This window comes from Prevotella heparinolytica (assembly GCF_002998535.1).
GTDB classification, from domain to species: domain Bacteria; phylum Bacteroidota; class Bacteroidia; order Bacteroidales; family Bacteroidaceae; genus Bacteroides; species Bacteroides heparinolyticus.
Genome location: NZ_CP027234.1, coordinates 2,983,731 through 3,010,461 on the forward strand (window position 1 = coordinate 2,983,731; position 26,731 = coordinate 3,010,461).

A 26,731-nucleotide genomic window follows, 5' to 3' on the forward strand; every position below is an offset into this window, starting at 1 on the left:
TTATTTGCTTGCAGGAATAATTCCGCGAGCCGATTCGCGTATAAAATTTACAATATAGCTTATCTCAGGGGTCATTTCCATTTCGTTCTCAATTTTCTTCAGAGCGTCGGTATTATTCAGCCCGCTTTGATAGATAATGCGGTAGGCATTATGGATGTTTTCAATCGTTTCGTTGGAGAAACCGCGACGGCGCAACCCTACGACATTGATTCCGGCATAACAGATAGGTTCTCGTCCGGCAATGATATAGGGCGGAATGTCTTTACTGAAGCGACAGCCTCCTTGCACCATCCCATACCCACCGACATGGCAAAACTGGTGCATCAGGACACTTGCGCTGATGATGGAGTTATCGTCGATTACGATTTCACCGGCCATTTTTGTGGCATTGCCGATGATGCAATTATTGCCTATGATGGCATCGTGGGCCACGTGTACGCTTTCCATCAGCAGGTTGTTGTTGCCTACAACCGTTTTGCCTTTGGCGGCTGTACCGCGATTGATGGTTACATTCTCACGTATAAGGTTGTTGTCGCCGATTTCGGCAGTGCTTTCTTCTCCTCTGAATTTCAGGTCTTGGGGGATAGCACTGATGACGGCTCCCGGAAAAATGGTGTTTCCGTTACCGATGCGTGCACCATACAGAATGCTGGCATTCGCCATAATTTTATTATTATCGCCGATTACCACATTCTTGTCTATGAAAACAAAAGGAGCAATCTCTACGTTTTCACCGATTTTTGCTTCGGGATGAATATACGCTAAGGGACTTATCATATTATTGCAGGTTTCTTTACTTGTTCTTGACTATTTGTGCCATAAATTCTGCTTCGCAGACTACTTTTTCGCCTACGAATACATAGCCTTTCATGGTAGAGACGCCGCGACGTATGGGCGCCATTAATTCTACGCGGAAAATCAGTGTATCGCCCGGTACTACTTTCTGACGGAATTTCACACCGTCTATTTTCATGAAATATGTGGAATAACGTTCCGGTTCGTCTACGGAGTTCAGTACAAGCAGGCCACCCGTTTGCGCCATGGCTTCTATTTGCAATACACCGGGCATTACGGGTTCTTGCGGGAAGTGCCCTTGGAAGAACGGTTCGTTGGAGGTCACATTTTTTATCCCCACAATGTAATTTGCTCCTATTTCGATTACTTTGTCCACCAATTGCATCGGATAACGGTGCGGCAGAAGTTCGCGGATGCGGTTTACGTTCATAATGGGTTCGCGGTTGCAATCGTAGGTGGGAGCCTGAATGTCGTGCAGGCGGATTTCCTTACGCATCTGGCGTGCAAACTTATTGTTGATGGTGTGTCCCGGACGGGTGGCGATGATACGCCCTTTGATGGGTTTACCTATCAAGGCCAAATCTCCGATTACATCAAGCAACTTGTGACGGGCGCATTCATTAGACCATACCAAGGGTTTGTGGTTGATGTAGCCCAATTGTTTGGCATCCATGTGAGGAACCCCCATTATGTCGGCCAGCTTGTCGTAGTTCTCTTGAGACATCTCACGCTCATAAATAACAATCGCATTGTCCAAATCACCGCCTTTGATAAGGCCGGCTTGCAACAAAGGCTCGATTTCACGTACAAATACGAAAGTACGGCTGGCCGCTATTTCGTCTTTGAACTTAGACATGTCCTCCAAGGTGGCAAACTGATTGGGGATAATGGTCGAATCGTATGATACCAATACGTTCAGACTGAAGTTCTCGTCCGGCAATACAATGATGGACGAACCGGTTGCTTCGTCGCGGAACTCGATCTTTGACTTGATGATATAGAAATCTTTTACGGCATTTTGTTCTATGATGCCTACCCGTTCTATTTCGTTGACATAATATTGGGCACTTCCGTCCAGAATAGGAAATTCCGGTCCGTTTACTTGTATCAAGCAGTTATCTATACCCAATGCGTAAAGGGCTGCCATGCCATGCTCTATCGTACTGACTTTGATTCCGTTTTTGGAAAGTACGGTGCCACGGGTGGTTTCGGTCACATTGTCGGCAACGGCATCTATGATGGGCTGCCCCTCGATGTCGATGCGCTGAATCTTGTATCCGTGGTTATCCGGAGCTGGATTGAAAGTAACGGTCAGGTCAAGTCCCGTATGAAGACCTTTTCCACTGAGCGAAAAGCTGTCTTTTAGAGTCTTTTGTTTTAACATTGGTTACTTATTTAATTGTTGTTTAAGTTCATTCAATTCTTTGCGGAGCACATTCAGTTCCGTATACATATCCGGCAGCTTGCGGTAAATGGCTGCGGATTTGAAATAAGGCTTCGGCTCCATAGGAGGTGTGCCAATCAATTGGCTTCCGTCCTTGATGCTGCCGGGAACGCCTGACTGTGCGCCAAGATTGACTTTGTCGCCTATGTGGATATGGCCGGCAACACCAACTTGTCCGCCCATCATGCACCATTCTCCCACTTTCGTGGAACCGGCAATGCCTACTTGTGCAGCCATTACAGTGTGCGAACCTATCTCGTCGTTGTGGGCAATCTGAATTAAATTATCCAGTTTCACGCCGCTATGTACAATCGTGGCTCCCATGGTGGCACGGTCTATACACGTATTTGCACCTACTTCCACATTGTCTTCCAGAATGGTGATACCTATTTGGGGAATCTTCTCATATCCTTCGGGAGTTGGAGCAAAACCGAACCCGTCTGCACCGATGACACAACCTGCATGCAGGATACAATGATTGCCTATACGGCAGTCGTGATATACGGTTGCATTGGCATAAATGATGCAATTGCTGCCTATCTTTGCGCCGCTGCCGATGGTGACGTGCGGATGAATGACCGTATTGTCTCCGACTTCTGCATGTTCGCCGATACAGGCAAAAGGAGCTATGTAAACATCCTTGCCAATCTTTGCACTCTCGGCAACAAAAGCCAAAGGAGTGATTCCCGTCAATTTCGGTTTGCTTTGTTCATAAAGATTGAGCAGTTTGGCAAGACTTTCGTAGGCATTGTCTACTTTAATCAGAGTTGTTTTTACTTCTTGTTCCGGAATGAAATCTTTGTTTACCAGAACAATGCTTGATTGGGTGTCATATATATAGGAGGTGTATTTGGGGTTGGATAAGAATGAAATGGCTCCCGGCATTCCCTCTTCGATTTTCGCAAAGGTATGAACGGTAGCATTCTCGTCTCCAACAATTTCTCCTTGGATAAATGTTGCAATTTGTTTGGCCGAAAACTCCATTTTACTATTCTTGTTAGATGGTTTCAAAGCGCAAATAACGGATTTTTTTTTAATATATCCTTGCCCTTAGATGAATATTTTATCCTTGCCTATGCAAACGTTGGTAGCACAGGTAGTATTTTTTTACTTTCTTGGACAGAAGGGAAATATTGAGCATGTCCGATGCTTCGGCAATGTTTTTGATACTGCCGTCATTGTAGAGGATGTCGATACTGTCATCTGCCTCATCGTACATATTCTTCTCAATGCTGGGAGTAGAAATGAAATAACTCGCTTCGGAAAGGGGAATGTCTAATTGTTTACTGATTTGCAAAGTCAGTTCTTTTTTCCTTTCCTCACTGAAAGGTTCGGTAGAAATCTCAACTTTGAAGACATTTCGATTGATCATGCCGGTGCTAAGGGTAGATAAAACCTTGTCAGGATGGTCGCTCCATACTTTGAGGGCTGTCCAGATATCGTTGTCGTCCAATCGGATGAAATTCTCCAGACATTCAGGGTTGTTGTAGAATATTTCTCTGTTGATATCGTTGTAGAGGAAAAAACTCAACGCGGGAGAGGCGAATAATTCCACTCCCCGGCCGGCAAGTTCTTTGGCGCGCAGCAAAGTGCTGATTAGCATTCTTTCATAAGCCACAGATGTTTTGTGCAGATAGACCTGCCAATACATCAGACGGCGTGCGGTGAGGAAGTTCTCAATGGAGTATATGCCCTTGGATTCGATTACGAGATGGTCGTCTTTCACATCGAGCATCTTGATGATGCGTGCAGAACCGATGTTCCCTTCCGTTACTCCGGTGTAGAAACTGTCGCGGCGGAGATAGTCGAGGCGGTCCATGTCGAGCTGCCCGCTCACCAGTTGATGAAGGAAGCGTTTGGGATATTCGTCTTTGAAGATTTGGATGGCAAGCGTCAACTGTCCGCTCATCTCTTTGTTGATGCGTTCCATCAGCATCAACGATATGTCTTCGTGCGACACGCCGCGCACGATGGTATCTTCCAATACATGCGAGAAAGGACCGTGGCCGATGTCGTGCATCAGGATGGCCGCTTCTACGGCTTCAGCCTCGCTGTCGAAAATAAAATTGCCTTTGGCTGTGAGTTGTTGTATGGCCTCGCTCATCAGGTAATACGCTCCCAGCGAGTGCTGAAACCGTGTGTGTTGCGCACCGGGATATACCACAGACGACAAGCCCACTTGTCGGATGCGGTTTAAACGCTGCAAAAGAGGATGCCGTACGATGTCATAGAGCAGTCCCTTGGGTATGTTGATGAACCCGAAGACCGGGTCGTTGATGATTTTCCTTTCGTAGGACATGTGCTTAAAATTTGCAGCAAAGGTAATGCCTTTTTAGGAGACGGCAAAACGGATTGTTTTATTTCCGGGTATTGACAATCCGAAAAGTCTGTTGCCGGTTTCTGTCCCTTCCCGCTTTATTTTCCTTATACGTGGACTTACCTCCCTTAAAGTGTGACTTAGGCATCCTCAAATATCTGAGTTCGGGATAAGAAGCAGGTCAATAACCTCGCCCGGCGACTTGTATCTTAAAGTTAAAAATTGTTGGTTATCAGGTGTTTATCCTATCCTGTCAGAGGCTTGTATCTGACGGCTCAAACACTTGTGCCTGACGTGACAGACACAAGTGTCTGTCGTATTGAACACTTGCGTCTGTCACGACAAAGGATTGCAGCTGTCAAAATAGGGGAGGAGGGAGGTCGGCGTAAAAGGCGCTTCTTCTTCCAGCCGACCGCTCTAAACCGGCGCATTCAAGAAATATCAGCCCGATATGACTGCCCTCATCTTTAGCAAAAGCAACCGTCTATGCCGAACTCAGGTCCTCAAATACATTTTCTGGCGTGTTGAGAAAGTTGAGCGATTCTCCTTTATCATTGTAACCAAATGTAGGTTGAACCCATGGTAGCATCAAATACTTGGGAGAACTCATCAATAACAAAGAATATTTTCGTAATTTTGAAATCTAGTAGCATAGCGTAGTAGAACGTATATTGAGGGTATCATGGCTTCCTATTATCGGTGGCAATCATTGAAGCCCGGCAAAGTAACGGTGTGGTTGGAGGAAGTGTGTCTTGATTATGATTCGCACAACTTGGATAAAGAATTTCCACCAAAGGGTTGTTATCTGATTGACGAGAAGCTGAACGTAACTTTTTTGAAAGAAGAAACCGAAGCGGCACAAAAGAAATTCAAAGAAAAAACGGATAAATGACAGAACACTCAAGAAGTCAAGAGCCGTTTTAGAGAAACATAAAGAAAGGAGGAGTCTGCTTGTTGTGTTTTCGGATTGGTCTGCTTGTATGTTTCCGAATTTCACGTTTGAGAGGGAACTCTTGTGGTCGGTTTGCCGCATGTATAGAGAAAACAGAAACAACGCAAACGATGTTTAATGTCTCTTAATTATTGTAGTTGGATAGGTTCGGCATAGGCAAAAAATGTTTTTTTTGTAGCTATAAATCAGATTGATAAAAGTAGCAACCTTAAATTGATATGTTATGATGAGAAGTAGATATGGGATGCCGATGGTTATCTTACTCCTTGCATGCGTCACGAGCAAGGCAGGCGAATGGATCAGAATCAACCAACTTGGTTATCTGCCGCAATCCGTAAAAGTGGCGGTATTCATGAGTGAAGAAGAAACAAACATCGAAAATTTTTCCTTGATTGACGCCTTTACCGAAAAGGTGGTGTATACTCTCAATACAACCAAGTCCACAGGTAGGATGGGAGGCATGAAGACCACCTGCCGGCTGAACTTCAGCGATTTCACGGAGCCGGGCGTTTATTACCTGAAAGCGGGTAAAGCCATCTCTCCCCGTTTCCCCATCAATGTGCACGTCTACAATGGCACTGCCGATTATCTGCTGAACTACATGCGGCAGCAACGTTGCGGCTACAACCCGTTCTTGAAAGACAGTTGCCATACTCACGACGGTTATATCGTATATCATCCCACCAAAACCGGCGAACACATAGATGTTCGCGGAGGTTGGCACGACGCTACGGACTACCTGCAATATACCACCACTTCCGCCAACGCCATCTACCAGATGATGTTTGCCTATCAGGAGAATCCGGAATCGTTCGGCGATGCATATGATGCGGACGGACATCCGGGTGCAAACGGCATTCCTGACATTGTCGATGAAATAAAATGGGGCTTGGATTGGCTTAACCGGATGAATCCGGCTCTGGGCGAACTCTATAATCAGATTGCCGACGACCGCGACCATGCAGGTATGCGCCTGCCTAATAAGGATGAGGTGGATTACGGCTACGGGCCGGGCAAGGGGCGTCCCGTTTACTTTTGCAGCGGCGAATCTCAGGTACGCGGAAAATTCAAGAACGCAACGACCGGAGTGGCAAGTACCGCCGGCAAGTTTGCTTCCTGCTTTGCTTTGGGAGCTCGAATCCTGAAGAAATATTATCCCGAGTTTGCTGTGGAGATCGAATCGAAAGCCGATGCCGCCTATCAGGAGGGCATAAAGAAGCCGGGGGCATGTCAGACCGCCTCGGTGCTTTCTCCTTATATTTATGAAGAAGACAACTGGGTGGACGACATGGAGTTGGGAGCTATGGAGCTGTACAAGAAAACCGGCGACGACAAGTATCTGTTTCAGGCCCTCGAATACGGACGTCGTGAACCCGTCACTCCTTGGATGGGGGCCGACAGTGCACGCCATTATCAGTGGTATCCGTTCATGAATATGGGGCATTACCATCTTGCCCGAGTGAACGACAGGCGCATCTGCAAAGAATTTATACGCAACATGCGCACAGGCATTGAACGCACCTATGAGAAGGCTGTGGAAAGTCCTTTCCTGCATGGCATCCCTTACGTTTGGTGCTCCAACAATCTCACCACGGCCATGCTGACCCAATGCCGACTTTATCGTGAACTGACCGGAGACGAAAGGTATGCCGAAATGGAAGCGTCTCTCCGCGATTGGTTGTTCGGCTGTAATCCGTGGGGAAGCAGCATGGTGGTGGAGCTTCCTCTCTATGGAGACTATCCTTCACAACCTCATTCTTCACTGCTGAATGCAGGTGTGGGCAACACCACCGGCGGCTTGGTGGACGGTCCTGTCTATCGCACTATATTCGAAAGCTTGCGCGGTGTCGATATGACAGGTGTTCCGGGAATCCCCGGTCAGGACTACGAGCGTTTCCAACCCGGCCTGATGGTATATCACGATGTCGTTCACGACTACTCCACCAACGAACCTACCATGGACGGAACTGCTTGCCTCACTTACTGTCTCTCTGCCATGCAGAAAGACGGAATGAAGCAAGCCGGTATCTTGAACGATAAAAACATATACGTAGCAGGAGGCATTGTGCGCACCGACCCGTCGAAAAAGCAAATCACACTCATATTCACTGCTGCTGATAAAGCGGATGGTGCCGATGCCATCATCAATACTTTGAAGAAGCACGGTGTCAAAGGCGCTTTCTTTTTTACGGGAGAATTTTATGAACGCTACCCTGGTGTAGTGAAACGCTTGCTCGGCGACGGGCATTATGTGGGTAGCCACAGTTACGGGCACCTGCTGTATATGCCATGGGAAAAGCGCGACTCATTGTTACTGACCCACGAAGAGTTTGAAGATGATATGCTGAAAAGTTACGAGGCCATGCGAAAGGCCGGCATTGACTACAAGGATGCTCCGCTTTATGTTCCGCCCTACGAATACTACAACAAAGAAATAGCGGCTTGGGCCAAAGGTATGGGTATTCAGATAGTCAATTATACCCCCGGCACCATGAGCAATGCAGACTACACCACTCCGGATATGGGAAAGAGATACCGTAGCAGTCGGTTCATCTATGACAAAATTATGGAATTGGAAAAGAAAGAGGGGCTGAACGGGCATTTGATACTGATACATTTAGGAACGGATGATCGTCGTATCGATAAATTCTATAATGGGTATCTGGATAAAACAATCAGGATGTTGAAACGGAAAGGGTATTCTTTTATGCCGATACGCGAAGCAGTAGGCTTGTGAGTTATGTTTTCAGCGAAAGCTTGTCAGAAAAGCTTGATTAAGAAGATTGATAAAACAGGAACTAATTTGTTTTCAGGTATTTTTAAGGTAAAGATTCAATAGGTTTGTTTTCAGTAGACTTTTTCCTTACCTCCAAGAGGAGAAAGTCTCAAAGTAAGCTCCCCGCCTGTGAAGGTCGGGAGCTTTTATCTCTTAAAGGAGCTTCTTTATTGATTGCAATAATTCCTCGATGTCTTTTTCCGTTGTATCGAACGAAGTTACAAAGCGGATTTCATTGATGGCTTCATTCCAGAAATAGAAGAAATATGTTTTCAGGAGTTCGTCAATGACCGGACGAGGCATTGTTAAGAAGAGTTGATTGCTTTCCATCTTTTGTGTGATGTGCACGCCGGGCAGTACTCTCAGTTTCTCATGGAGCAACGTGGCCATGCGGTTGGCATGCCTGGCATTTTTCAGCCAAAGGTCATCTGTCTGGTAAGCGGTAAACTGACAGGATAAGTAACGCATTTTGGAAGCGAGCTATGCCGATTGTTTGCGTATAAAACGGGCTTCTTTCTTTAGAGCCGGATTAAAAACTATCACGCTTTCTCCCAGCATCAATCCGTTTTTCGTTCCGCCAAAACTTAGGATGTCAATGCCGCAATCCACAGTCAGCTCCTTGAGGCTGAGGTTCAGGGCGGCGCAAGCATTGGCCAATCGAGCTCCATCCATATGGACATACATGCCATATCGGTGAGCCAATTCCGCTAAAGCAAGAATTTCGGCTCATCCGACATTTCGAGTGATACGGCAGTCGTGTAGTGCATAAAGCCTAAGCTCAAAGTATCGTTCATCCCTGAATCCGTACGCATTCCTTTTCATTACTTTTATCTTATTGTTGATGCCCTCCACTTTGCCGGTAGAGATATGGCAGCCGTACCATGCGAGTATTCCCGTTCGATGCGCCATAATGGTTGCAGCCATTTTCATCAGCTGTGGCACTTTGCTCTCTTTAGCCTGGTTTACCCAATCCAGCATTACTTTCTCCGCCTCTTCCTTGTTGATCTGTGTCCAAAATTCCCGGAGCTGCTCCTTGAGGTAATATGCCTGCGAGAGAGGCTTGTTCATGTCCAGAGCATTGTCAAGCCTCGTTTTATATTCCTTGTCAAAGATGTCCCCACCATTGCTTAACAGGAGGTATCTCGTGCCTTTGAGGACCTTCCGCTTATTGATATCCTTTTCCATGTTGTACTGTACTCTGCGTATGTCATCCAGCTTTTCGTTCATGGGCTTGACCACGTGGAAATGGTCAAAAACATGAAGCGCATTGGGACAATGTTCATATACGGACGAAATGAATGCCGCAGAAAGGTCTGTGGTAACATACTTGATGTCAATGCCTTTTCGCTTTACCCTTTTCCAAAAGCCGTTCAAGACATCAGCTCCTTTGCCCTCGCCAACATATATGATACGTCCGCTCCTCAGGTCGACAACTATTGTCTTGTATATGTGCCCTCTTCTTACGGCGAGCTCGTCTATGCCGATACAATCCACACCCTCCAACGAAGGAGGGGTGTAATGGTATTCCAAATACCGGCTATGTATGTCTTTGATGGTGTCCCATGCTACTCCCAACAGGTTGGCCGCATCTTTCAAAGTCATCGCCTTTAACAATCCGACCACGTACCTTGCGAAACGGTGGGTGTAGCTGCAACTGCCTGTGGCGAAGGGGATATTCTCTTGGCGGTCGTAATCACAATCCTTGTTCTTACACTTGTAGCGTTGTACTTTCATGCGGACTATCACCTTTTTGCCGCCAACAGGAAGACCGATAAAGTCACGCATACGGTAACCATTCTTCACCAAATGGCGGCATCCGCACTTGGGACACTCATTTTGACGTTCTTTTGCTTCAACATGCAGAATAATTGTATTACCTTTGTATTCCTCACGGGTGCATTTGTGATTGTATAGCCCCCACGCATGATATAGAAAACTGCTGTTCATAAATGTACATTTGTTTGTGGTTATTCAAATATACAATTTGTTCAGCGGTTTTCTTCTTTAACATACCATCACTCGAAATGTCGGAAGAGCCAGAATTTCTTCCGGTTTATAAACTGTACCCAGTTCTGTGCATTGCGATATATAGATGACGCCCGGCTGAGAATGATGCTGTTCGCCGAAATGACATAGGTACGAGCGGATTAAATCCGACGTCAGTTTGCCGTCAGGGGTAGTGACGGGGCGTATTTGGCAACCGGTCATACGAGCCGGCGAACCGCATTCGTCGACATATATATGTGCAGTCTCCGCACAGATTATAGAATTGTAAGGGCGTGTGCAAAGCTGCAAGGCCACTGCATTGCTTCCGGTGCCATTGAATACAAACAATGGTTCACATTCCGTTTCGAAAGCATTTCTGATTTTGCGGACAGCTTCTTCTGTCCATGGGTCATCGCCATAGCCTATGGCATGGTCGCTGTTTGCCCGGTTCAGTGCTTCCATGACTAAAGGGTGCACTCCGGAGTTGTTGTCTGAAGCAAAACTTCTCATAACTATCTTTTCCTTTTTTTGAAAACGGATGTAAAGGAACGTGAGTTCGGTATAATCGCTATGCTATAAGCCTACTTTTGTCAATGATTTGGATGTTCATCCCAGGCTTCTTGGGCAACAAGTTGTATGCAATAATCCCGGCGAATAGATTAGTTGCAAAGTTATCAATGGTTCGATGCCTTGTGTGTTCTATCTGGCATATGTTCTTCAGTTCATCATTCACGGTTTCAATGACCGAACGCTTCCTGAGCATCAGTTTGTCATAAAGGTTCATCAGGGAATTTTTCATGTTCCTCTTGATTTTCGTGACGAGGTGGATGTCATCCACAAAGAGCTGCTCGAAGAGATCCTGACTGACATATCCCCTGTCTGCGAAGAGTTTCCCGAAGAGCCTCTCCGTAAAGTGTTTGTCCTTCAGCGGTGCCCGGTCGTCTACATTGCCTGGTGTGAGTTGCCACTGAATAATCTCCCCCTTGTCGTTGATGACCAAATGCAGCTTGAATCCGTAGAACCAGCCCATCGTGCACTTGCCCTTGGCCGCCCACCCCCTCATGGTCTTATGCATATGCATCCGCTTGATGTGGCAGGATACCAATGGGGTTGAGTCGATGATGGAAATGCCTGTGCATTTGCCCAAGGCACAGGTCTGCAGGAACAGCAGCAGATGAAGAGCCACTTTTGCCTGACGTTCTACGAAGCGGTTATACGACAGGCGACGAGGGAACTCATTGCTCATGTGTTGGCACACATACCCCAGATAGAACGACTTCAGGTCGCGGTACCGCCCCGTATGGAAGAGTATCAGGATCGTCATTACCTCGCTGTCGGACATCCGGCAGGAACGGTGGCGGTGGCGCTTCCCGTCTGTCGAAACCATACGTTTTTTCAACTCCGGCTCAAAATATTTACAGAAATCGTCGAGAATACAGAAAATTTCTATTAAATTTACAGTTGTCATAGGATTGAGTTTTATTTGTAACTTTTTGATATTCAACTAAAAGATACAAAATAATTCTCAATCCTACAACTTTTTAGACACTTTTCTTACGTCGAACTCACGTTAAAGGAAAGAATATTCTGTAAGATTGGAAAACAAAAAAGCACTGATTTTGTAACTATACGGTTTTTCTCCTGTCACAAAACCTGTGCTTCTTTATAGGTCAATTCAATCGGTTTTATTCTCATCCGATATAAACATTTACACCCAATGAAACATAAAGTTCATCCCCTTCAAGGTGAATTTCAATCTTGTCCTCGCGAGCCAGCCATCCTAAGGCAGCCCCCAGTTCTCTATCACCCAATTCAGACCTCTCTTTCAAGGTCTCATACCTCCATTTGGCATTATCGCTAAGCAAATACCAAATTCTTCCTGCATTAAGTCCAATTTCCGTTTTGTTCATAACGATATCGATTTAGTTATTGATTAGGTTTTGTTCTTAAAGATAACACTTTTTCTTGAAAAAGGGGTGTGTAAAGAGCAAAAAAGAATGTTTTTTACGACTTTTATGATAAATGAAAACCGCAATGCCTATAAAAACATTGCGGTCTCCTCATATTTAGTCAAGAAATCAGGGGAAAACGATTGTTACATCATTCCGCCCATGCCTCCCATTCCGGGAGCGCCCATCGGCATTTCGGGCTTATCCTCTTTCTTTTCTACGATCACACATTCGGTAGTCAGGAACATGCCGGCGATGGAAGCTGCATTCTCAAGGGCTACACGGGTAACCTTGGCAGGGTCTACCACACCTGCTGTATGCAAGTTCTCGTAAACATCGGTGCGGGCGTTGTAGCCGAAATCACCTTTGCCTTCGCGTACTTTCTGTACGACAACGGCTCCTTCTTTTCCGGCATTGGCTACAATCTGGCGCAACGGCTCTTCGATGGCACGCTTGATGATATCGATACCTGTCGTTTCGTCTGCATTGTCGCCCTTGAACCCTTCCAAAGCTTCGAGAGCACGGATATAGGCTACACCTCCACCGGCAACGATACCTTCTTCGATGGCTGCACGCGTAGCACGAAGTGCATCATCCACGCGATCTTTCTTTTCTTTCATCTCGACTTCGGAAGCCGCACCTACATAGAGAACGGCGACACCGCCTGACAATTTGGCCAGACGTTCTTGCAGTTTCTCTCTGTCATAGTCTGATTTCGTTGCGGCAATCTGCGCCTTGATTTGTTCACAGCGTTCCTTGATGTTTTCTTTATTGCCGGCACCGTTTACAATGGTTGTGTTATCTTTAGACACGGTCACTTTATCTGCGGTACCCAACATCTCGATAGTGGCCTGTTCCAGCTTCAGTCCTTTTTCTTCGCTGATAACAACACCGCCGGTCAGTACGGCAATATCTTCAAGCATTTCTTTACGACGATCGCCGAAGCCCGGTGCTTTCACTGCACAAATCTTCAATTGCGAACGCAGACGGTTCACAACCAAGGTTGTCAACGCTTCACTGTCCACATCTTCTGCAATAACCAGCAATGGACGACCGGTCTGTACTGCCGGTTCAAGGATAGGCAGGAAATCCTTCAAATTGGAAATCTTCTTGTCGTAAATCAGAATGTAGGGTTTTTCCATCTCGCATTCCATCTTCTCCGTGTTCGTCACGAAGTAGGGAGAAAGGTAACCACGGTCAAACTGCATACCTTCTACCACACCGATGGTTGTATCTGTACCCTTTGCTTCTTCGATGGTGATGACACCGTCTTTAGAAACTTTGCGCATGGCATCGGCAATCAGTTTACCGATAACGGGGTCGTTGTTGGCAGATACAGTACCTACTTGTTCAATCTTGTCATAGTTGTCGCCTACTTTTTCCGATTGGTTCTTGATGGATTCTACCACTTTGGCAACTGCCTTGTCGATACCGCGTTTGATGTCCATGGGGCTTGCGCCGGCAGTAACGTTCTTCAAGCCTTCGGCTACGATGGCCTGAGCCAATACGGTAGCGGTTGTAGTACCGTCGCCCGCATCATCGCCGGTCTTGGAAGCAACTTCTTTCACAAGCTGCGCACCGGTATTCTGATAAGCATCTGCCAATTCTACTTCCTTGGCCACTGTCACACCATCTTTCGTAATTTGAGGAGCACCGAACTTCTTTTCTATGATTACGTTACGTCCTTTCGGGCCGAGAGTCACCTTAACTGCATTTGCCAGTGTGTCGATACCTTTCTTCAGTTGGTCGCGGGCATCGATATTGAATAATATTTCTTTTGCCATAATTCTATTTATATTTTAATTGTTAGCCTCTTTTTATGATTTATCCCAAAACTGCAAGCACATCGCTTTGACGCATAATAAGGTATTTGGTTCCTTCAACTTCCAATTCGGTTCCGGCATATTTGCCATACAGCACTGTGTCGCCAACCTTCAATACCATTTCTTCGTCTTTTGTTCCGTTGCCTGCTGCAACGACTTCACCTTTCAAAGGTTTCTCTTTTGCCGTATCAGGAATAATGATACCGCCAATTGTTTTCTCTTCTGCAGGTGCAGGGAGTATCAGCACTCTGTCTGCCAATGGTTTAATGTTCATAGCTTTTTGTTTTATGTTATACATTATTGTTTTTGCTTCAGGTAAGCATCGAAAGGTTTACGAAAACTGTGCCAAAAGCGTGTGAGTGTTTATTTGGCAGACAAAAACTGACAAAATGGCGTTATTGTATATGCGCTTGTAAAAGAATCTTGTGTGATTTGCTGATGTTGCATAACATATCCCCTATCGGAATCTCTTTGAAAGATTGTTTTATTTTTATCAAGTCTTGGAATGAATACTTTCACTGCCTGCAATCTCGCTAAACTGCGATATCCGCGGTTGTCTTTCTTCTTTTGAAAAATCTAACCAAAAATCTTTTTTGGTGAGCCGGAGGAAAAAGACAAGCTGTCTTCTGTTCTATACTTAGGATACCTGAGTCGTATACTTAGGGGGCCTAAGTCGTATACTTAGGGTACCTCAGTCGTATACTTAGATACCCCCTCGCCAGAAGGTGTTCTGGAGGGGGTGTTTCAGCCTTCGTTTTTTTTGTGAATGATGGGTTTTTGCGTGATAAATTATTGTTACATGTCGGCTCTGTTTCAATCGGCTCATGGGATTAACTCTTCGGAAGCCGGTTTTATTCCGGGGGCACATGACTTTTGGCCTGATGTTCTCCTCTTGCCGCTGACACATGCACCGCAGGACGTGCAACCATGTGCTTTGCTTTTGTTGGCAAGGGTAACAAAAACAAGCTTGTGTCAGGCTGTTTTACTCCAGCATTTCTTCTATGGAGTAGTTTTCCCAGAATGCTTTGGTGGAATGTACCAGCGAACTGCCCATATAGAGCAGGAATAATATCGCAATGACAATCATCAGGAAACTGACGAGGGCATTGTGCTTTTCTTGTTTTAGTTCAACAGAAACCATAAGAACCTCCTTTGTTTTTATTGTCATGCAAATTTAGAAGTTGCGTATTGCATCCGGTTTGCACTGTCGTGACGAATTGAGTACAACTTCTTTTCATGCCCTAAATATACAAAAAAAGGAGCAATAAAAAGCTCCTTTTTAAAAGTATTTCGTTTTTTATTAGTTCAATTCGCTAATTAGTTCCTTCGGGGAAACAAGCTTCTGCTCGCCGGTTTCCATGTTTTTCAATGTGACTTTTCCTTCGTTCATCTCATTTTCTCCTACTAACGCAACAAACGGGATGGCTTTTGAGTTGGCATAACCCATCTGTTTCTTCATCTTACCGGCATCGGGAAAAATTTCGGCACGGATGCCTGCCGCACGCACTTGGAGTAATACTTCTAAAGAAAAAGCTGCTTCTTTTTCTCCAAAATTGATGAACAGGAGTTGGGTGGAATTTACCGCTTCCTTGGGATAAAGGTCAAGCTGGTTCAGTACGTCGAAAATGCGATCGGCTCCAAAGGAGATACCCACTCCGGAGACTCCTGACATACCAAAGACCCCGGTCAGGTTGTCATAGCGCCCGCCGCCAGTAATACTGCCGATTTGTACATCCAAGGCCTTGACCTCAAAGATGGCCCCGGTGTAATAGTTCAAGCCGCGGGCAAGGGTCAGGTCAAGTTCCATTTCATTCTTCAGCCCGAGGTTTCTAAGTGTGGAGAGTATAAATTCGCTTTCTTCCACTCCTTTCAGGCCGGTCTCACTGTTTACAAGTACCTCCTTCAGAGTAGAAAGCTTCTCTTCATTGTTGCCGCTCAGCAGGATAATGGGTTGCAATTTAGCGATAGCCTCATCGCTGATACCTTTTTCTTTAAGTTCTGCATTGACATTATCCAATCCGATTTTGTCTAATTTGTCTATGGCCACGGTTATGTCGACAATTTTATCTGCCTCGCCAATGATTTCGGCAATACCGCTCAATATCTTGCGGTTATTGATTTTGATGCAAACACGGATGCCGAAGCGGGTAAATACGGTGTCGATAATTTGCATCAATTCCACTTCGTTCAGCAAGGAGTCGCTGCCCACTACATCGGCATCGCACTGATAGAATTCACGATAACGTCCTTTCTGCGGACGGTCGGCACGCCAGACGGGTTGTATCTGATAACGTTTGAAAGGGAAAGTGATTTTGTCGCGGTGCATTACCACATAACGGGCAAAAGGTACTGTAAGGTCGTAGCGTAAACCCTTCTCGCAGAATTTAGAGGCCAGTTTGGTTGCATTACGGCTCAATAATTCCTCATCTGTCAAACCGGAGAAATAGTCGCCGGAATTTTGTATCTTGAACAATAGTTTATCACCTTCTTCGCCATATTTTCCCATCAAAGTAGAAAGCATCTCCATCGAAGATGTTTCTATTTGCTGGAATCCATACAAGTGATATACTTCGCGGATGGTATTGAATATATAGTTCCGTTTCGCCATTTCTACGGGCGAGAAGTCGCGGGTTCCTTTCGGAATACTTGGTTTTGTTGCCATAATCGTATTGGTTTCTTTTAAATAGAATGCGGCAAAGTTACGCTTTTTTATTGAATAAGAAAAAGAGATACCTGCACTCTTTATTGTGGTGCGGGTATCTCTTTATCTGACTATGCAAGGGTTTACACTAATATCATGTTTATATGCCTGTGTGCCGAAGTAAATCCGCAAGAAGCCTTATGTTGTAATAAACCATTCTTTAATCTCTGCGTCCTAAAAATATCATGATATAATAGATTAAGGTGGCTAAAGAGCCAAGAGCGGCCACTACATAAGTATAAGCTGCCGAGTGCAGTGCGTCTTCTGCCTGTGCATGGTTGTAAGAGTTGGTAATACTGGATTTGCTAAGCCACACTAATGCGCGCTTGCTGGCATCAATCTCCACCGGTAAAGTTATGAAGCTGAATAGGGTGGTGGTGGCAAACAAGATGATACCGGCCAATAGCAGTTGGGGAAAAGAGTTCAACATCAGGATGCCGGCCAACAATACCCACGTCATCCACTGTGAGGCAAAGGATACTACCGGAACCAATTTACTGCGCATGGTGAGCGGAGCATAGGCACGTGCATGCTGCACGGCATGTCCGCATTCGTGCGCAGCAACGGCAGCAGCCATAATGCTGTTGCTGTTATAAACGCCCTCACTCAGATTTACTGTCTTATTGGCAGGGTTATAGTGGTCGGTCAGGTGTCCCGGTGTGTGTGTTACGGTAACATCATAAATTCCATTGTCGTGTAGCATTTTTAAAGCTACATCTGCTCCTGTCATGCCGTTTCCTATTGCTATTTTGGAATATTTCTTGAACTTATTCTGCAAATTCATCTGTACCAACCAGCTGATAACGGCAATACCGATAAAGATAATCCATTGCATTCCTATCATTCCTGTTCCCATAATCTTCTTTCTTTAGTTTGTGAATAAAATCTGTTGTTTGTAACTGTCTAACAAATTGTTTGCCAAAGATAATAATAAAACCGTTGGTTATCCGAACGTTTTTTTTCTCTTTTAAGAAGAATTAGAGAAGCGGCTGCCAACAAAAGAGCACAAGGCAGGAATATCCAAGCCTCCCTAAACGAAACCTACAAAGACTTCCCCGGATTTTTATGGATGGCGTCATTGGACTGCGAGTTGCGTGTCGGCAAGCTGTAACTCTACAACCGTATCAATGGCGGTCGGAATATCCGGTAAGTACAGCACAATTCCTTTTTCACTTTTTTGAAACTTCAAAGAAACTCTATCTGCAAAGCGGACGGCTTTTTTCACTTTTTTCCCTTCTAATGGCAGGAAAAGGACTTTGTCTTGCAAGTCTAGGATATGCACATACAGTTTATCTCCTTTCTGCGTAGTCACACCCCAAGGTCGTGGAGCGATACAACCTCCGCGAGTGCCATAAATTGTTTCTCCATACTGTTCCAGCCATTTCCCCACTTCTGCCAAACGTTCCAATGCCACGGCCGGAAGTTCACCGTCGGGTTGAGGTCCGATGTTCATCAGCAGGTTGGCATCTTTGCCTGCGGCTTTTACCAGATAATGGACCAATGTCTTTACCGACTTATAGTCTTGATCCGTAATCTTATACCCCCACATGCCGTTCATGGTTTCGCAAGTTTCCAAAGGAAGAGAACTTATATTTTGCCCCGATAACCCTGCACGGTTCTCGCCCGGTAAATCTCGCTCAAAAATCTGGATATCTTCTCCTGCAAAAGGTTCTTGATGGTGGTTGTTTCCAATTAGGCAGGAAGGTTGCAGGCGATGTATCATGGCATACTGTTCCGGTAGCTGCCAATTAAAATCCAGGTTCTGGTCTTGATCCCACCAACCGTCAAACCAAATGGCTCCAATCTTTCCATAGCCGGTCAGCAGTTCGGTCAACTGGTTATTCATGAAGCTGTAATAACTGTTCCAATTTCCTTTCGGATTTGGTCGCCCGGTGCCACGTCCGGTACGTCCCCACGGAGCATCTTCACGGAACCAATCAATGTGCGAGTAATATAGATGCAGACGGATGCCTTGCTTGTGGCATTCATCCGCCAACTCCTTCAGTATATCGCGTTTGAAAGGAGTGGCATCAACAATGTTGTAATCGGAACACCGGGTGTGAAACATAGAAAAGCCTTCGTGGTGACGGGTCGTAAAACAGATGTACTTTGCTCCGGAAGCCTTGATGGCAGATACCCATCGGGTGGCATCGAACTTGGAAGGATAAAAGCCACCCGCCAGTTTGGCATATTCTTTATAATCCAAATTCTTATTGGTCATGGTCCATTCGCCGGTAGCCAGCATTGCATAAAGTCCCCAATGGAGAAAGATGCCGAATTTGCTGTCACGGAATTCTTGACGGGACTTCAGGTTTTCCTTCGTGGGGTGATAAGCTTGCGGCTTCATGGAAGCCGGAAGGAGAGTCAGTAATAAAAAAGATATAAAAAGTGCTTTCATGATAATAGATAAAAAGACACAAGATTATCCGGATATTCACGGCTAGAAACCGTAGAAAGAGTGTAATCTTGTGTCTCTGTTTTTGGGGATACTTGGTGTTATTCTTCTGTGTAACGCTCGATGGTTTGTTCGCGGTCGGGGCCTACCGATACGATTTTGATAGGAACTTCCAACTGCTCTTCCAAGAACGACAAGTAGGCATTGAATTCTTCAGGGAATTCATCTTCGCTTTGCATCTTGGTCATGTCGGTTTGCCAACCGGGCAATTCAACATAAATAGGTTCTACCTCTTCTTTAATGTCGAATGGGAAATAATCAACTTCTTCACCATTGATTTTATAAGCTACGCACGCTTTGATGGTTTCGAATGAATCAAGCACATCACTTTTCATCATTATCAGTTTGGTGACTCCGTCTATCATAATGGCATATTTCAATGCAACCAAATCAATCCAGCCGCAACGGCGTTTACGGCCTGTTACCGAACCGAATTCGTGTCCCAACGTACAAATTTGGTCGCCTGTCTTATCAAATAATTCTGTGGGGAACGGACCGGAACCTACACGTGTGCAATAAGCCTTGAATATGCCGTACACCTCACCAATTTTATTGGGAGCTATGCCAAGGCCGGTGCAAGCTCCGGCACAAACCGTATTGGAAGACGTAACAAATGGGTAAGATCCGAAATCAATGTCCAACATTGTTCCTTGTGCCCCTTCGCATAATATCGACTTGCCTGAAGCCAATAGATGGTTCATCTCATGTTCGCTATCTACCAACCGGAATTGTTTGAGGTATTCTATGCCTTCAAGCCAGGATTGCTCTATTTTCGTGAGATCGTATTCGTAGTTTAAACTCTTCAGGATCTGTTCGTGACGTGCTTTGGCGGCAGCATACTTCGTGTTAAAATCGTGTAGGATATCACCCACCCGTATACCATTACGGCTCACTTTATCAGTATAGGTCGGTCCGATACCCTTGCCGGTGGTTCCTACTTTCGAGTCACCTTTGGCTGCTTCGTAGGCAGCATCTAATATACGGTGTGTGGGCAGGATGAGGTGTGCTTTCTTAGAAATGTGCAAACGTTCTTTCAAGCTATGACCGGATGCCTCTAACGCTTCTGCTTCCGCTTTGAAAAGAGCCGGGTCCAACACCACGCCATTACCGATGATATTAATCTTATCACCTTGAAATATGCCCGATGGGATGGAACGGAGTACATACTTCTGTCCTTCAAACTCAAGTGTGTGACCGGCGTTCGGGCCACCCTGAAAACGAGCTACGGCATCGTATCTCGGAGTTAACACATCAACGACTTTGCCTTTGCCTTCGTCGCCCCATTGTAATCCTAATAGTACGTCTACTTTCATTTTTCTCTCTTATGATTATTGTTCTTTTTCTTCCGTTTATTGGCTCGGTCGCATTTATTGCATAATCCATACAGATATAAGGAATAGTGCGTTAAGTTAAAACGAGTCAGTTTGGTATTCTCGATAGCATGCTGCAACTCTTCATTCTGAAACTCCATCACCTTTCCACACTGCGTACAGATTTGGTGATGGTGCGTATCACGGTTGTAACATTTTTCGTATTGGGAAGAGTTGCCAAATTGGTGTTTGATGACCAAATGGGCATTTATCAATAAAATAATGGTGTTGTAAAGCGTTGCCCTGCTGACGCGGAAATTACCTTGGTCGGCCATCAGTGAATAGAGCGTGTCAATGTCGAAATGGCTGTCTATGGAGTAAATGGTGTCGAGTATAGCATAACGTTCGGGGGTCTTCCGATGCCCGTTCGCACTCAAATATTCAGTGAATATCTGCCTAACTGTATCTTTCACGTTCTGATTTTCCATTTGACCGCACAGTTTTTACAGCGAACAAAGTTAATCCTTTTTTGCGGAAAGCAAGAGAGAAAGATATAAAAAATACAGGATGAAGGGAAAAGGCTTCGGATTCTGTTAAAAAGGTGTTTCTGTATACTCCTTTACCCATCTGTATAGCAACTGTTCCGACTCTTGCGAAGAATCCTCCATCTTTTCCACTTGACGGCAAACCCGAAATGCGTTCTCCTCGCTATGCTGCATGTAGCAACGGATGGCTGTCATTGCTGCATTACGAGTGTGGTAAGAACCTGATAGGAATGCGGTGATTACTTGATCGAGGAACTCATTCTCAACCCGCTCGTCCATATCGCCTTTCTTAGTCAACAAACGGGCTATAGTCAGAAAGCCGCAAATCTGTATGTATTCTCTGTCATTGGCAATCCAATGGAACGATTTGGCAGGGGCATAGGGCAGATGCTGGAATAGATTCATGCAGGTGAGTTCTGCTATTTCGATATTGCGGATATCTTCTACCCAGATATCGGCTATTTCGGGCAGAAAACTTTCAATCGGTTGCAGAAGTCCGGCCAGTATTTTGCATTCTCGAATTTCTTCTTTCCATAAAGCTTGTGCCAAGGCATGACTCTTCTCGTATTTGGCGGCAATGCCCTTGATGCGGGGTAGTTCCACGCCGAAGTTCAGTTTATACACCAATCCTTTTTCGCGCATACTTTGAGACACGGCACCATTCATTGAGAGGCGAAGCTGTGTCTTGATTTCTTTGAGTTGTTCTTTGATTTCCATAACTTGTATAATTGTCCACAGGGAGCTGTCGGAGAACCATGATACTCTATTGGATGCAAATGCAGATGACACAGGGTGGTTGTCCTGAACCCGTGCCATCTGCATCTGGTCTATCTAAAAAGTATCTTTCTTAAAGTAGTTTGGCATCCTTTGAGGAGACAGCTTGAGTAGATTAAAAAACAAAGGGTTAGTTATTGATAGCCGGCAATGTGGAGTAATCTCTGCTATAGCGTAGCATCTGTTCTGCATAACCTTCATTATAGGTAACTGTCACATCGGTGATATTACCTTTGGCATCTGTTACAGCCTCGTATTTGGGATTGATAAAGCCTTTGTATGGAGCAAGATTTAATTTCTTATAGCGTTCCAGCACCTCGGCATGTAATACGGGGTCGACTTTCACGGCATATGTTTCCACTAAATTGCGGGCAGCGACAAAATCGCCGGTAGACTTGATACGCTGCACTTCGGCAAGCAATTGTCCGAATAGTGTGCGGAGTTTTTCATAATCGTTCACTACAATGTAGGTCTTTCCGTCTTTCTTCATCATCTCTACCACTTTGTCGGCAGCACCTTTTTCATATACCCAACGGGCAATAAGCTGGCGGTTGCGCATGTGGGCTTCTTCCACGTTGTTGCCCGGTTCGATACGGACAAGCTGAGTCATCAGTCCGTTCATCAGGTAGGTGTAATACTCGGCCTTATAGGCTTCGGCATTGGGTGTCAATCCCAGTTCTATCAATTTAGAGTCGGCCACATAGTAAAGCCCGAACAAATCGGCACGGGTTTCCTCGATGGTAGAGCCGTAAGCTTTCAGTGCATCAGGGTCGACGCCCGGCAGCAGTTTGCCCGAACCGTGTCCTAAGCACTCGTGCAGATCGGTGTGCAGGTCGCCGGTCAGGTCGGCGTATTTATCAATCAGTTGCAGCTCGGTCTGGCCGTATACAAATTCCTCATTGAAGCCATTGCCGTGTGCGGCTTTGTTGTAGGCATCGGTGATATTACCGATGGTAACCGATTTGGAACCGTGGTGGCTGCGTATCCAGTTTGCATTAGGCAGGTTGATGCCGATAGCTGTTGCCGGATATAAGTCACCAGCCAGAATAGCGGCAGTGATGACTTTGGCCGATACGCCTTTCACCGTCTCTTTCTTGAATTGTTTTTCTACCGGAGAGTGATCTTCGAACCACTGTGCATTGCTGCTGATCAATTCGGTGCGACGGGTGGCATCAAGGTCTTTAAAGTTGACCAACGATTCCCAGCTTGCTTTCATGCCAAGCGGATCGCCATAGCTCTCTGTGAAACCATTCACGAAGTCGATGCGCGAGTTCAAATCTTTCACCCACAGGATGGCGTACTCGTCAAATCTCTTTAAATCACCTGTTTCATAGAATGCTATCAGCTTGCTTATCACACTTTTCTGTTCGGGCGTTTCGGCCACCTCTTCCGCTTTCCTCAGCCAGTATACGATCTTTTCAAGTGCCTGACCATATAAACCACCTATTTTCCAAACTTTCTCTTGCACCTTGCCGTCAATCTTCACCAGGCGGCTGTTTAAACCATAGGAGATCGGAGTTTCATCTTTGGGGTCTTTCAGGGCGTTATAGAAATCTTCGGCTTCTTTCTGTGTCACCCCATCATAATAGTTGCAGGCAGAGGTCAGCACCAGATCTTCATCTGCTACCTGATTCACTCGTTTCGGCATGATATGGGGATCGAAAATCACAGGGAACACTTCTTCGCACAGTTGCTCTACGCTTTGCCCTTCGGCAAGAGGCAATGTGGAAGCATCCACGCTGAGTAAAGCCTGCTTGAAGAAGTCGGAGGTAAAGCCCGGCGCAAACTTCTCGCAGCCATAGTGGTGATGGATTCCGCTAGAGAACCATACTCGTTTGAGGTATACTTCCAACGCCTTGAATTCAGGTGTGTACCTATAACCTTTATAGCCGAGATATACGGCCTCCAGCATTCTGCGGATGGTCAGGTTGTACTTCCCATTCTGATCGAAAAGTATATCTCTGCCCTGCAAGGCAGCTTCTGTTAAGTAATAAACTAATTTCTTTTGGTTGAGGGATAGACTCTCGAATCCCGGTACGCGGTAGCGCAAAATCTGTAAGTCTGCAAATTGTTCCACTGTATAATCAAAGTTTTCTGCCTCGGCAGTTGTTTTTTGGATTCCGCCACAAGCTGTCAGCAAAGAGAGGGCGGTAGCCACGGTAATGATTTGTTTCTTCATGTGTGAGAGGTGTTTAAAAACAGACAAATATCTTCAAAAAGAACGTTTGGAAAGTGTTCCGAATACGAAAGTAATCATGTTCTAAAAGCAGAAAAGGAAGTATTCCGAATTTATAACTCCGAAATATTTCCTTTTGTATTCACTCAGTCATGTAGAATTATTTCTTCTTGTTTTCTGTGTGTCTTTTACGATAGCCGTTAGGTGTCTCACCTACATTCTTGTAAAAAGCGGCATAAAAAGATTGTCGATTTGCGAAACCTACCATTGTACTGATTTCTTCAACATTCTTGTCAGCATATCTTTTGTCTGTCAATAAATGTTGTGCCTCTTTTACTCTATATTCATTCAGCAGGCAAGAATAATTCATTCCAAAGCGTGAATTAACCACTGCGGACAAATAGCGGGTGTTGGTTTCTAACTCTTTAGCCAAATCCTTCGCGGAGTAGTCGGCATCTCTGTACTTCTTCTGTACAACAACGATATTCAATATCTTGTCATACAACTCGTCTGCCAATTCCGGTCTTATCAAAGAACGATAGGCAGCATCTTTTTCTTTTTTCTCACGCAGGTTGTAAGGACGTTTCTTTGTTCCTTCTTCCTGGGTCTTGTTTTCTAAATCACTCATTGAATTAAACTGGTTAGGGTTGTTGTTAAAATCGGAAAATCCAAAGGATTAGCCTATTATATTTTACAAAAGTCATATTTTTTTTTTAGATATGCAACTTTTCAAGTATGGAATTTTGATATAAGAACAAAGATAAAGGCTGAAAAGGAGGACTTTTAAATTCTTAACAAGAAACTTTAACTTATATTGGCGGGTGCTATGATATAAAATCTTGAAGAGTCTCTATTTGTAGTTTATACAATAATTAGTGTACCTTTGTCGGCAGAAAATTAGATCCCAGGTTATGCTGAAAACGCTTAAGACATATTTCGGTTACGATAGTTTCCGTCCTTTGCAGGCAGAGATAATCCGCAATGTACTGCTTCGTAAAGATGCTTTGGTACTAATGCCTACGGGAGGCGGCAAGTCCATTTGCTACCAACTCCCCGCTCTGTTGAGTGAAGGAACAGCAGTGGTGGTTTCTCCTCTTATCTCTCTGATGAAGGATCAAGTAGAAGCGCTTTGTGCCAACGGTGTTGCTGCCGGCGCGCTGAACAGCAACAACGATGAGACAGAAAATGCTGCTTTAAGGCGTGCGTGCGTAGAGGGTAAACTGAAGCTGCTGTATATTTCGCCGGAAAAGCTGCTGGCAGAAGTGAACTATTTGCTGAGGGACATGCAGATTTCTTTGTTTGCCATCGATGAAGCTCATTGCATATCGCAATGGGGACATGATTTCCGTCCGGAATATACGCAGATGGGGGTGCTGCACGAGCAGTTTCCACAGGTTCCTATTATAGCATTGACGGCTACGGCCGACAAGATAACCCGCGAGGACATCATCAAGCAGTTGCACCTCAACGAACCTGAAATTTTTATCTCCTCCTTCGACCGTCCTAACCTGAGCCTTGCTGTAAAACGGGGGTATCAGCAAAAGGAAAAAAGCAAGGCTATTCTCGATTTCATCGCCCGCCATCAGGATGAAAGTGGCATTGTATATTGCATGAGCCGCAGCAAAACCGAATCGGTAGCGCAAATGCTTCAGAAGCAAGGAATAAAAACCGCCGTTTATCATGCGGGTTTACCTGCTGCGCAAAGAGACAAGGCTCAAGATGACTTTATCAACGACCGGGTGCAGGTGGTATGTGCTACCATTGCTTTCGGAATGGGAATAGATAAAAGTAATGTGCGCTGGGTGATTCATTATAATCTGCCCAAAAGCATCGAAAGCTTTTATCAGGAAATAGGACGTGCCGGACGAGACGGACTGCCCGGCGACACGCTTTTGTTTTATTCATTGGCTGACCTTATCCTGCTTACAAAATTTGCAACAGACAGTGGGCAGCAAAGCATCAATCTGGAGCGACTGCAACGCATGCAGCAATATGCCGAGGCAGACATCTGCCGGCGTCGCATATTGTTAAGCTATTTCGGAGAAAGTACGGCTCACGATTGCGGAAATTGTGATGTTTGCAGAAATCCTCCCGAACGTTTTGACGGCACCGTCATTGTACAAAAGGCACTGAGTGCCATTGTGCGTGCCGACCAGCAGATAGGAACTGGCATCTTGGTGGATATACTCAGAGGAACCATGAGTACCGAGGTGGCGGAAAGGGGCTATCACCGGCTGAAAACTTTCGGAGCCGGGCGTGAAGTGCCTGCCCGCGATTGGCACGACTACCTGTTGCAAATGCTGCAATTGGGTTATTTTGAAATAGCTTACAATGAAAACAACCACCTGAAAATTACCTCAAGCGGAACGGATGTTTTATATGGTAGGGCATCTGTGCAACTTGCCGTTATTCGGCGCGGCGAAGAAACACAACCTGTCCGAGGTCGTAAGCGAAAATCCACCGTTCCTGTAAAAGAACTGCCATTGGGTCTACCCAATGTGGAAAGCGGGGAATTGTTCGAGGCGCTCCGGTTGCTCCGCAAGCGCTTGGCCGACCAAGAAGCGCTTCCTGCCTACATCGTTCTGTCCGACAAGGTGCTTCACCTGCTCAGCACTTCCCGTCCCACAACCGTAGAGGAGTTTGGAAATATCAGCGGCATCGGCGAATACAAGAAGAAAAAATACGGGAAGGAATTCGTCGAGCTGATACGGAAATACTGTTGAAGATG

At 45.5% G+C, this 26,731-nt stretch carries 21 protein-coding genes and 2 pseudogenes; 3 read left to right on the plus strand and 20 right to left on the minus strand.

What is annotated here, in order from left to right:
- From lpxA to C3V43_RS11885, 4 genes are all read right to left on the minus strand, one after another.
- Complete coding sequence (lpxA, locus tag C3V43_RS11870) at window positions 1–777, minus strand: acyl-ACP--UDP-N-acetylglucosamine O-acyltransferase (protein WP_106069986.1); 777 nt, start codon at window positions 775–777, stop codon at window positions 1–3.
- A 16-nt stretch (window positions 778–793) separates the two neighbouring features.
- A complete protein-coding gene (locus C3V43_RS11875) occupies window positions 794–2,179 on the minus strand; it encodes a bifunctional UDP-3-O-[3-hydroxymyristoyl] N-acetylglucosamine deacetylase/3-hydroxyacyl-ACP dehydratase (RefSeq protein ID WP_106069987.1) in 1,386 nt (461 codons plus the stop codon).
- Window positions 2,180–2,182: 3 nt separating this feature from the next.
- Window positions 2,183–3,223 carry a UDP-3-O-(3-hydroxymyristoyl)glucosamine N-acyltransferase gene (gene lpxD / locus C3V43_RS11880; RefSeq protein WP_106069988.1) on the minus strand — a complete coding sequence of 347 codons (1,041 nt, stop codon included), beginning with the start codon at window positions 3,221–3,223 and terminating at the stop codon, window positions 2,183–2,185.
- A 79-nt stretch (window positions 3,224–3,302) separates the two neighbouring features.
- Window positions 3,303–4,538 carry an HD domain-containing protein gene (locus C3V43_RS11885; protein WP_106069989.1) on the minus strand — a complete coding sequence of 412 codons (1,236 nt, stop codon included), beginning with the start codon at window positions 4,536–4,538 and terminating at the stop codon, window positions 3,303–3,305.
- Between the two features lie 700 nt (window positions 4,539–5,238).
- Here C3V43_RS11885 and C3V43_RS11890 point away from each other — a divergent pair.
- A complete protein-coding gene (locus C3V43_RS11890; protein ID WP_106069990.1) occupies window positions 5,239–5,448 on the plus strand; it encodes a hypothetical protein in 210 nt (69 codons plus the stop codon).
- Between the two features lie 286 nt (window positions 5,449–5,734).
- Window positions 5,735–8,245 (plus strand): bifunctional glycoside hydrolase family 9 protein/polysaccharide deacetylase, encoded by a 2,511-nt coding sequence (locus C3V43_RS11895; protein WP_106070588.1) that lies wholly within the window; start codon window positions 5,735–5,737, stop codon window positions 8,243–8,245.
- Between the two features lie 192 nt (window positions 8,246–8,437).
- Here C3V43_RS11895 and C3V43_RS11900 read toward each other — a convergent pair.
- From C3V43_RS11900 to C3V43_RS11970, 16 genes and pseudogenes are all read right to left on the minus strand, one after another.
- Window positions 8,438–8,983 (minus strand): annotated as a pseudogene (locus C3V43_RS11900) (threonine aldolase family protein); the annotation flags it as partial.
- 27 nt (window positions 8,984–9,010) lie between these two features.
- The gene (locus C3V43_RS11905; protein ID WP_106069991.1) at window positions 9,011–10,231 is read right to left on the minus strand and encodes an ISL3 family transposase; all 1,221 of its coding nucleotides are present in this window, start codon (window positions 10,229–10,231) and stop codon (window positions 9,011–9,013) included.
- 84 nt (window positions 10,232–10,315) lie between these two features.
- A pseudogene (locus C3V43_RS11910) lies at window positions 10,316–10,780 on the minus strand (threonine aldolase family protein); the annotation flags it as partial.
- A 58-nt stretch (window positions 10,781–10,838) separates the two neighbouring features.
- On the minus strand, window positions 10,839–11,738 hold the full coding sequence (locus C3V43_RS11915) for an IS982 family transposase (RefSeq protein ID WP_106070589.1): 900 nt from the start codon (window positions 11,736–11,738) through the stop codon (window positions 10,839–10,841).
- Between the two features lie 223 nt (window positions 11,739–11,961).
- Window positions 11,962–12,180: a winged helix-turn-helix domain-containing protein gene (locus C3V43_RS11920; RefSeq protein ID WP_106069992.1), complete on the minus strand. Its 219-nt coding sequence runs from the start codon at window positions 12,178–12,180 to the stop codon at window positions 11,962–11,964.
- Window positions 12,181–12,365: 185 nt separating this feature from the next.
- The gene (gene groL, locus C3V43_RS11925; RefSeq protein WP_106069993.1) at window positions 12,366–14,003 is read right to left on the minus strand and encodes a chaperonin GroEL; all 1,638 of its coding nucleotides are present in this window, start codon (window positions 14,001–14,003) and stop codon (window positions 12,366–12,368) included.
- Between the two features lie 40 nt (window positions 14,004–14,043).
- Complete coding sequence (locus C3V43_RS11930) at window positions 14,044–14,316, minus strand: co-chaperone GroES (RefSeq protein WP_106070590.1); 273 nt, start codon at window positions 14,314–14,316, stop codon at window positions 14,044–14,046.
- Between the two features lie 708 nt (window positions 14,317–15,024).
- Window positions 15,025–15,183, minus strand: coding sequence for a hypothetical protein (locus C3V43_RS14830; protein WP_164996249.1), 159 nt, complete (start codon window positions 15,181–15,183; stop codon window positions 15,025–15,027).
- A 159-nt stretch (window positions 15,184–15,342) separates the two neighbouring features.
- A complete protein-coding gene (gene hisS, locus C3V43_RS11935; RefSeq protein WP_106069994.1) occupies window positions 15,343–16,704 on the minus strand; it encodes a histidine--tRNA ligase in 1,362 nt (453 codons plus the stop codon).
- 199 nt (window positions 16,705–16,903) lie between these two features.
- Entirely contained in the window at window positions 16,904–17,599 is a 696-nt protein-coding gene (locus C3V43_RS11940; protein ID WP_106069995.1) for a zinc metallopeptidase, read from the minus strand.
- 219 nt (window positions 17,600–17,818) lie between these two features.
- Window positions 17,819–19,141 (minus strand): alpha-L-fucosidase, encoded by a 1,323-nt coding sequence (locus C3V43_RS11945; RefSeq protein ID WP_106069996.1) that lies wholly within the window; start codon window positions 19,139–19,141, stop codon window positions 17,819–17,821.
- A gap of 98 nt (window positions 19,142–19,239) precedes the next feature.
- A complete protein-coding gene (locus C3V43_RS11950) occupies window positions 19,240–20,511 on the minus strand; it encodes an adenylosuccinate synthase (protein WP_106069997.1) in 1,272 nt (423 codons plus the stop codon).
- Window positions 20,508–20,996, minus strand: a complete 489-nt coding sequence (locus C3V43_RS11955) for a Fur family transcriptional regulator (RefSeq protein ID WP_106069998.1) — start codon at window positions 20,994–20,996, stop codon at window positions 20,508–20,510. The genes C3V43_RS11950 and C3V43_RS11955 overlap by 4 nt, the downstream gene beginning before the upstream one ends.
- Before the next feature lie 105 nt (window positions 20,997–21,101).
- Window positions 21,102–21,770: a DNA alkylation repair protein gene (locus C3V43_RS11960; RefSeq protein ID WP_106069999.1), complete on the minus strand. Its 669-nt coding sequence runs from the start codon at window positions 21,768–21,770 to the stop codon at window positions 21,102–21,104.
- Window positions 21,771–21,957: 187 nt separating this feature from the next.
- Entirely contained in the window at window positions 21,958–24,006 is a 2,049-nt protein-coding gene (locus tag C3V43_RS11965) for a dipeptidyl-peptidase 3 family protein (protein ID WP_106070000.1), read from the minus strand.
- Between the two features lie 157 nt (window positions 24,007–24,163).
- Window positions 24,164–24,631, minus strand: a complete 468-nt coding sequence (locus C3V43_RS11970) for a helix-turn-helix domain-containing protein (protein WP_106070001.1) — start codon at window positions 24,629–24,631, stop codon at window positions 24,164–24,166.
- Window positions 24,632–24,914: 283 nt separating this feature from the next.
- Here C3V43_RS11970 and recQ point away from each other — a divergent pair, with 283 nt between their 5' ends.
- Complete coding sequence (recQ, locus tag C3V43_RS11975) at window positions 24,915–26,726, plus strand: DNA helicase RecQ (RefSeq protein WP_106070002.1); 1,812 nt, start codon at window positions 24,915–24,917, stop codon at window positions 26,724–26,726.
- Window positions 26,727–26,731: the final 5 nt, after the last annotated feature.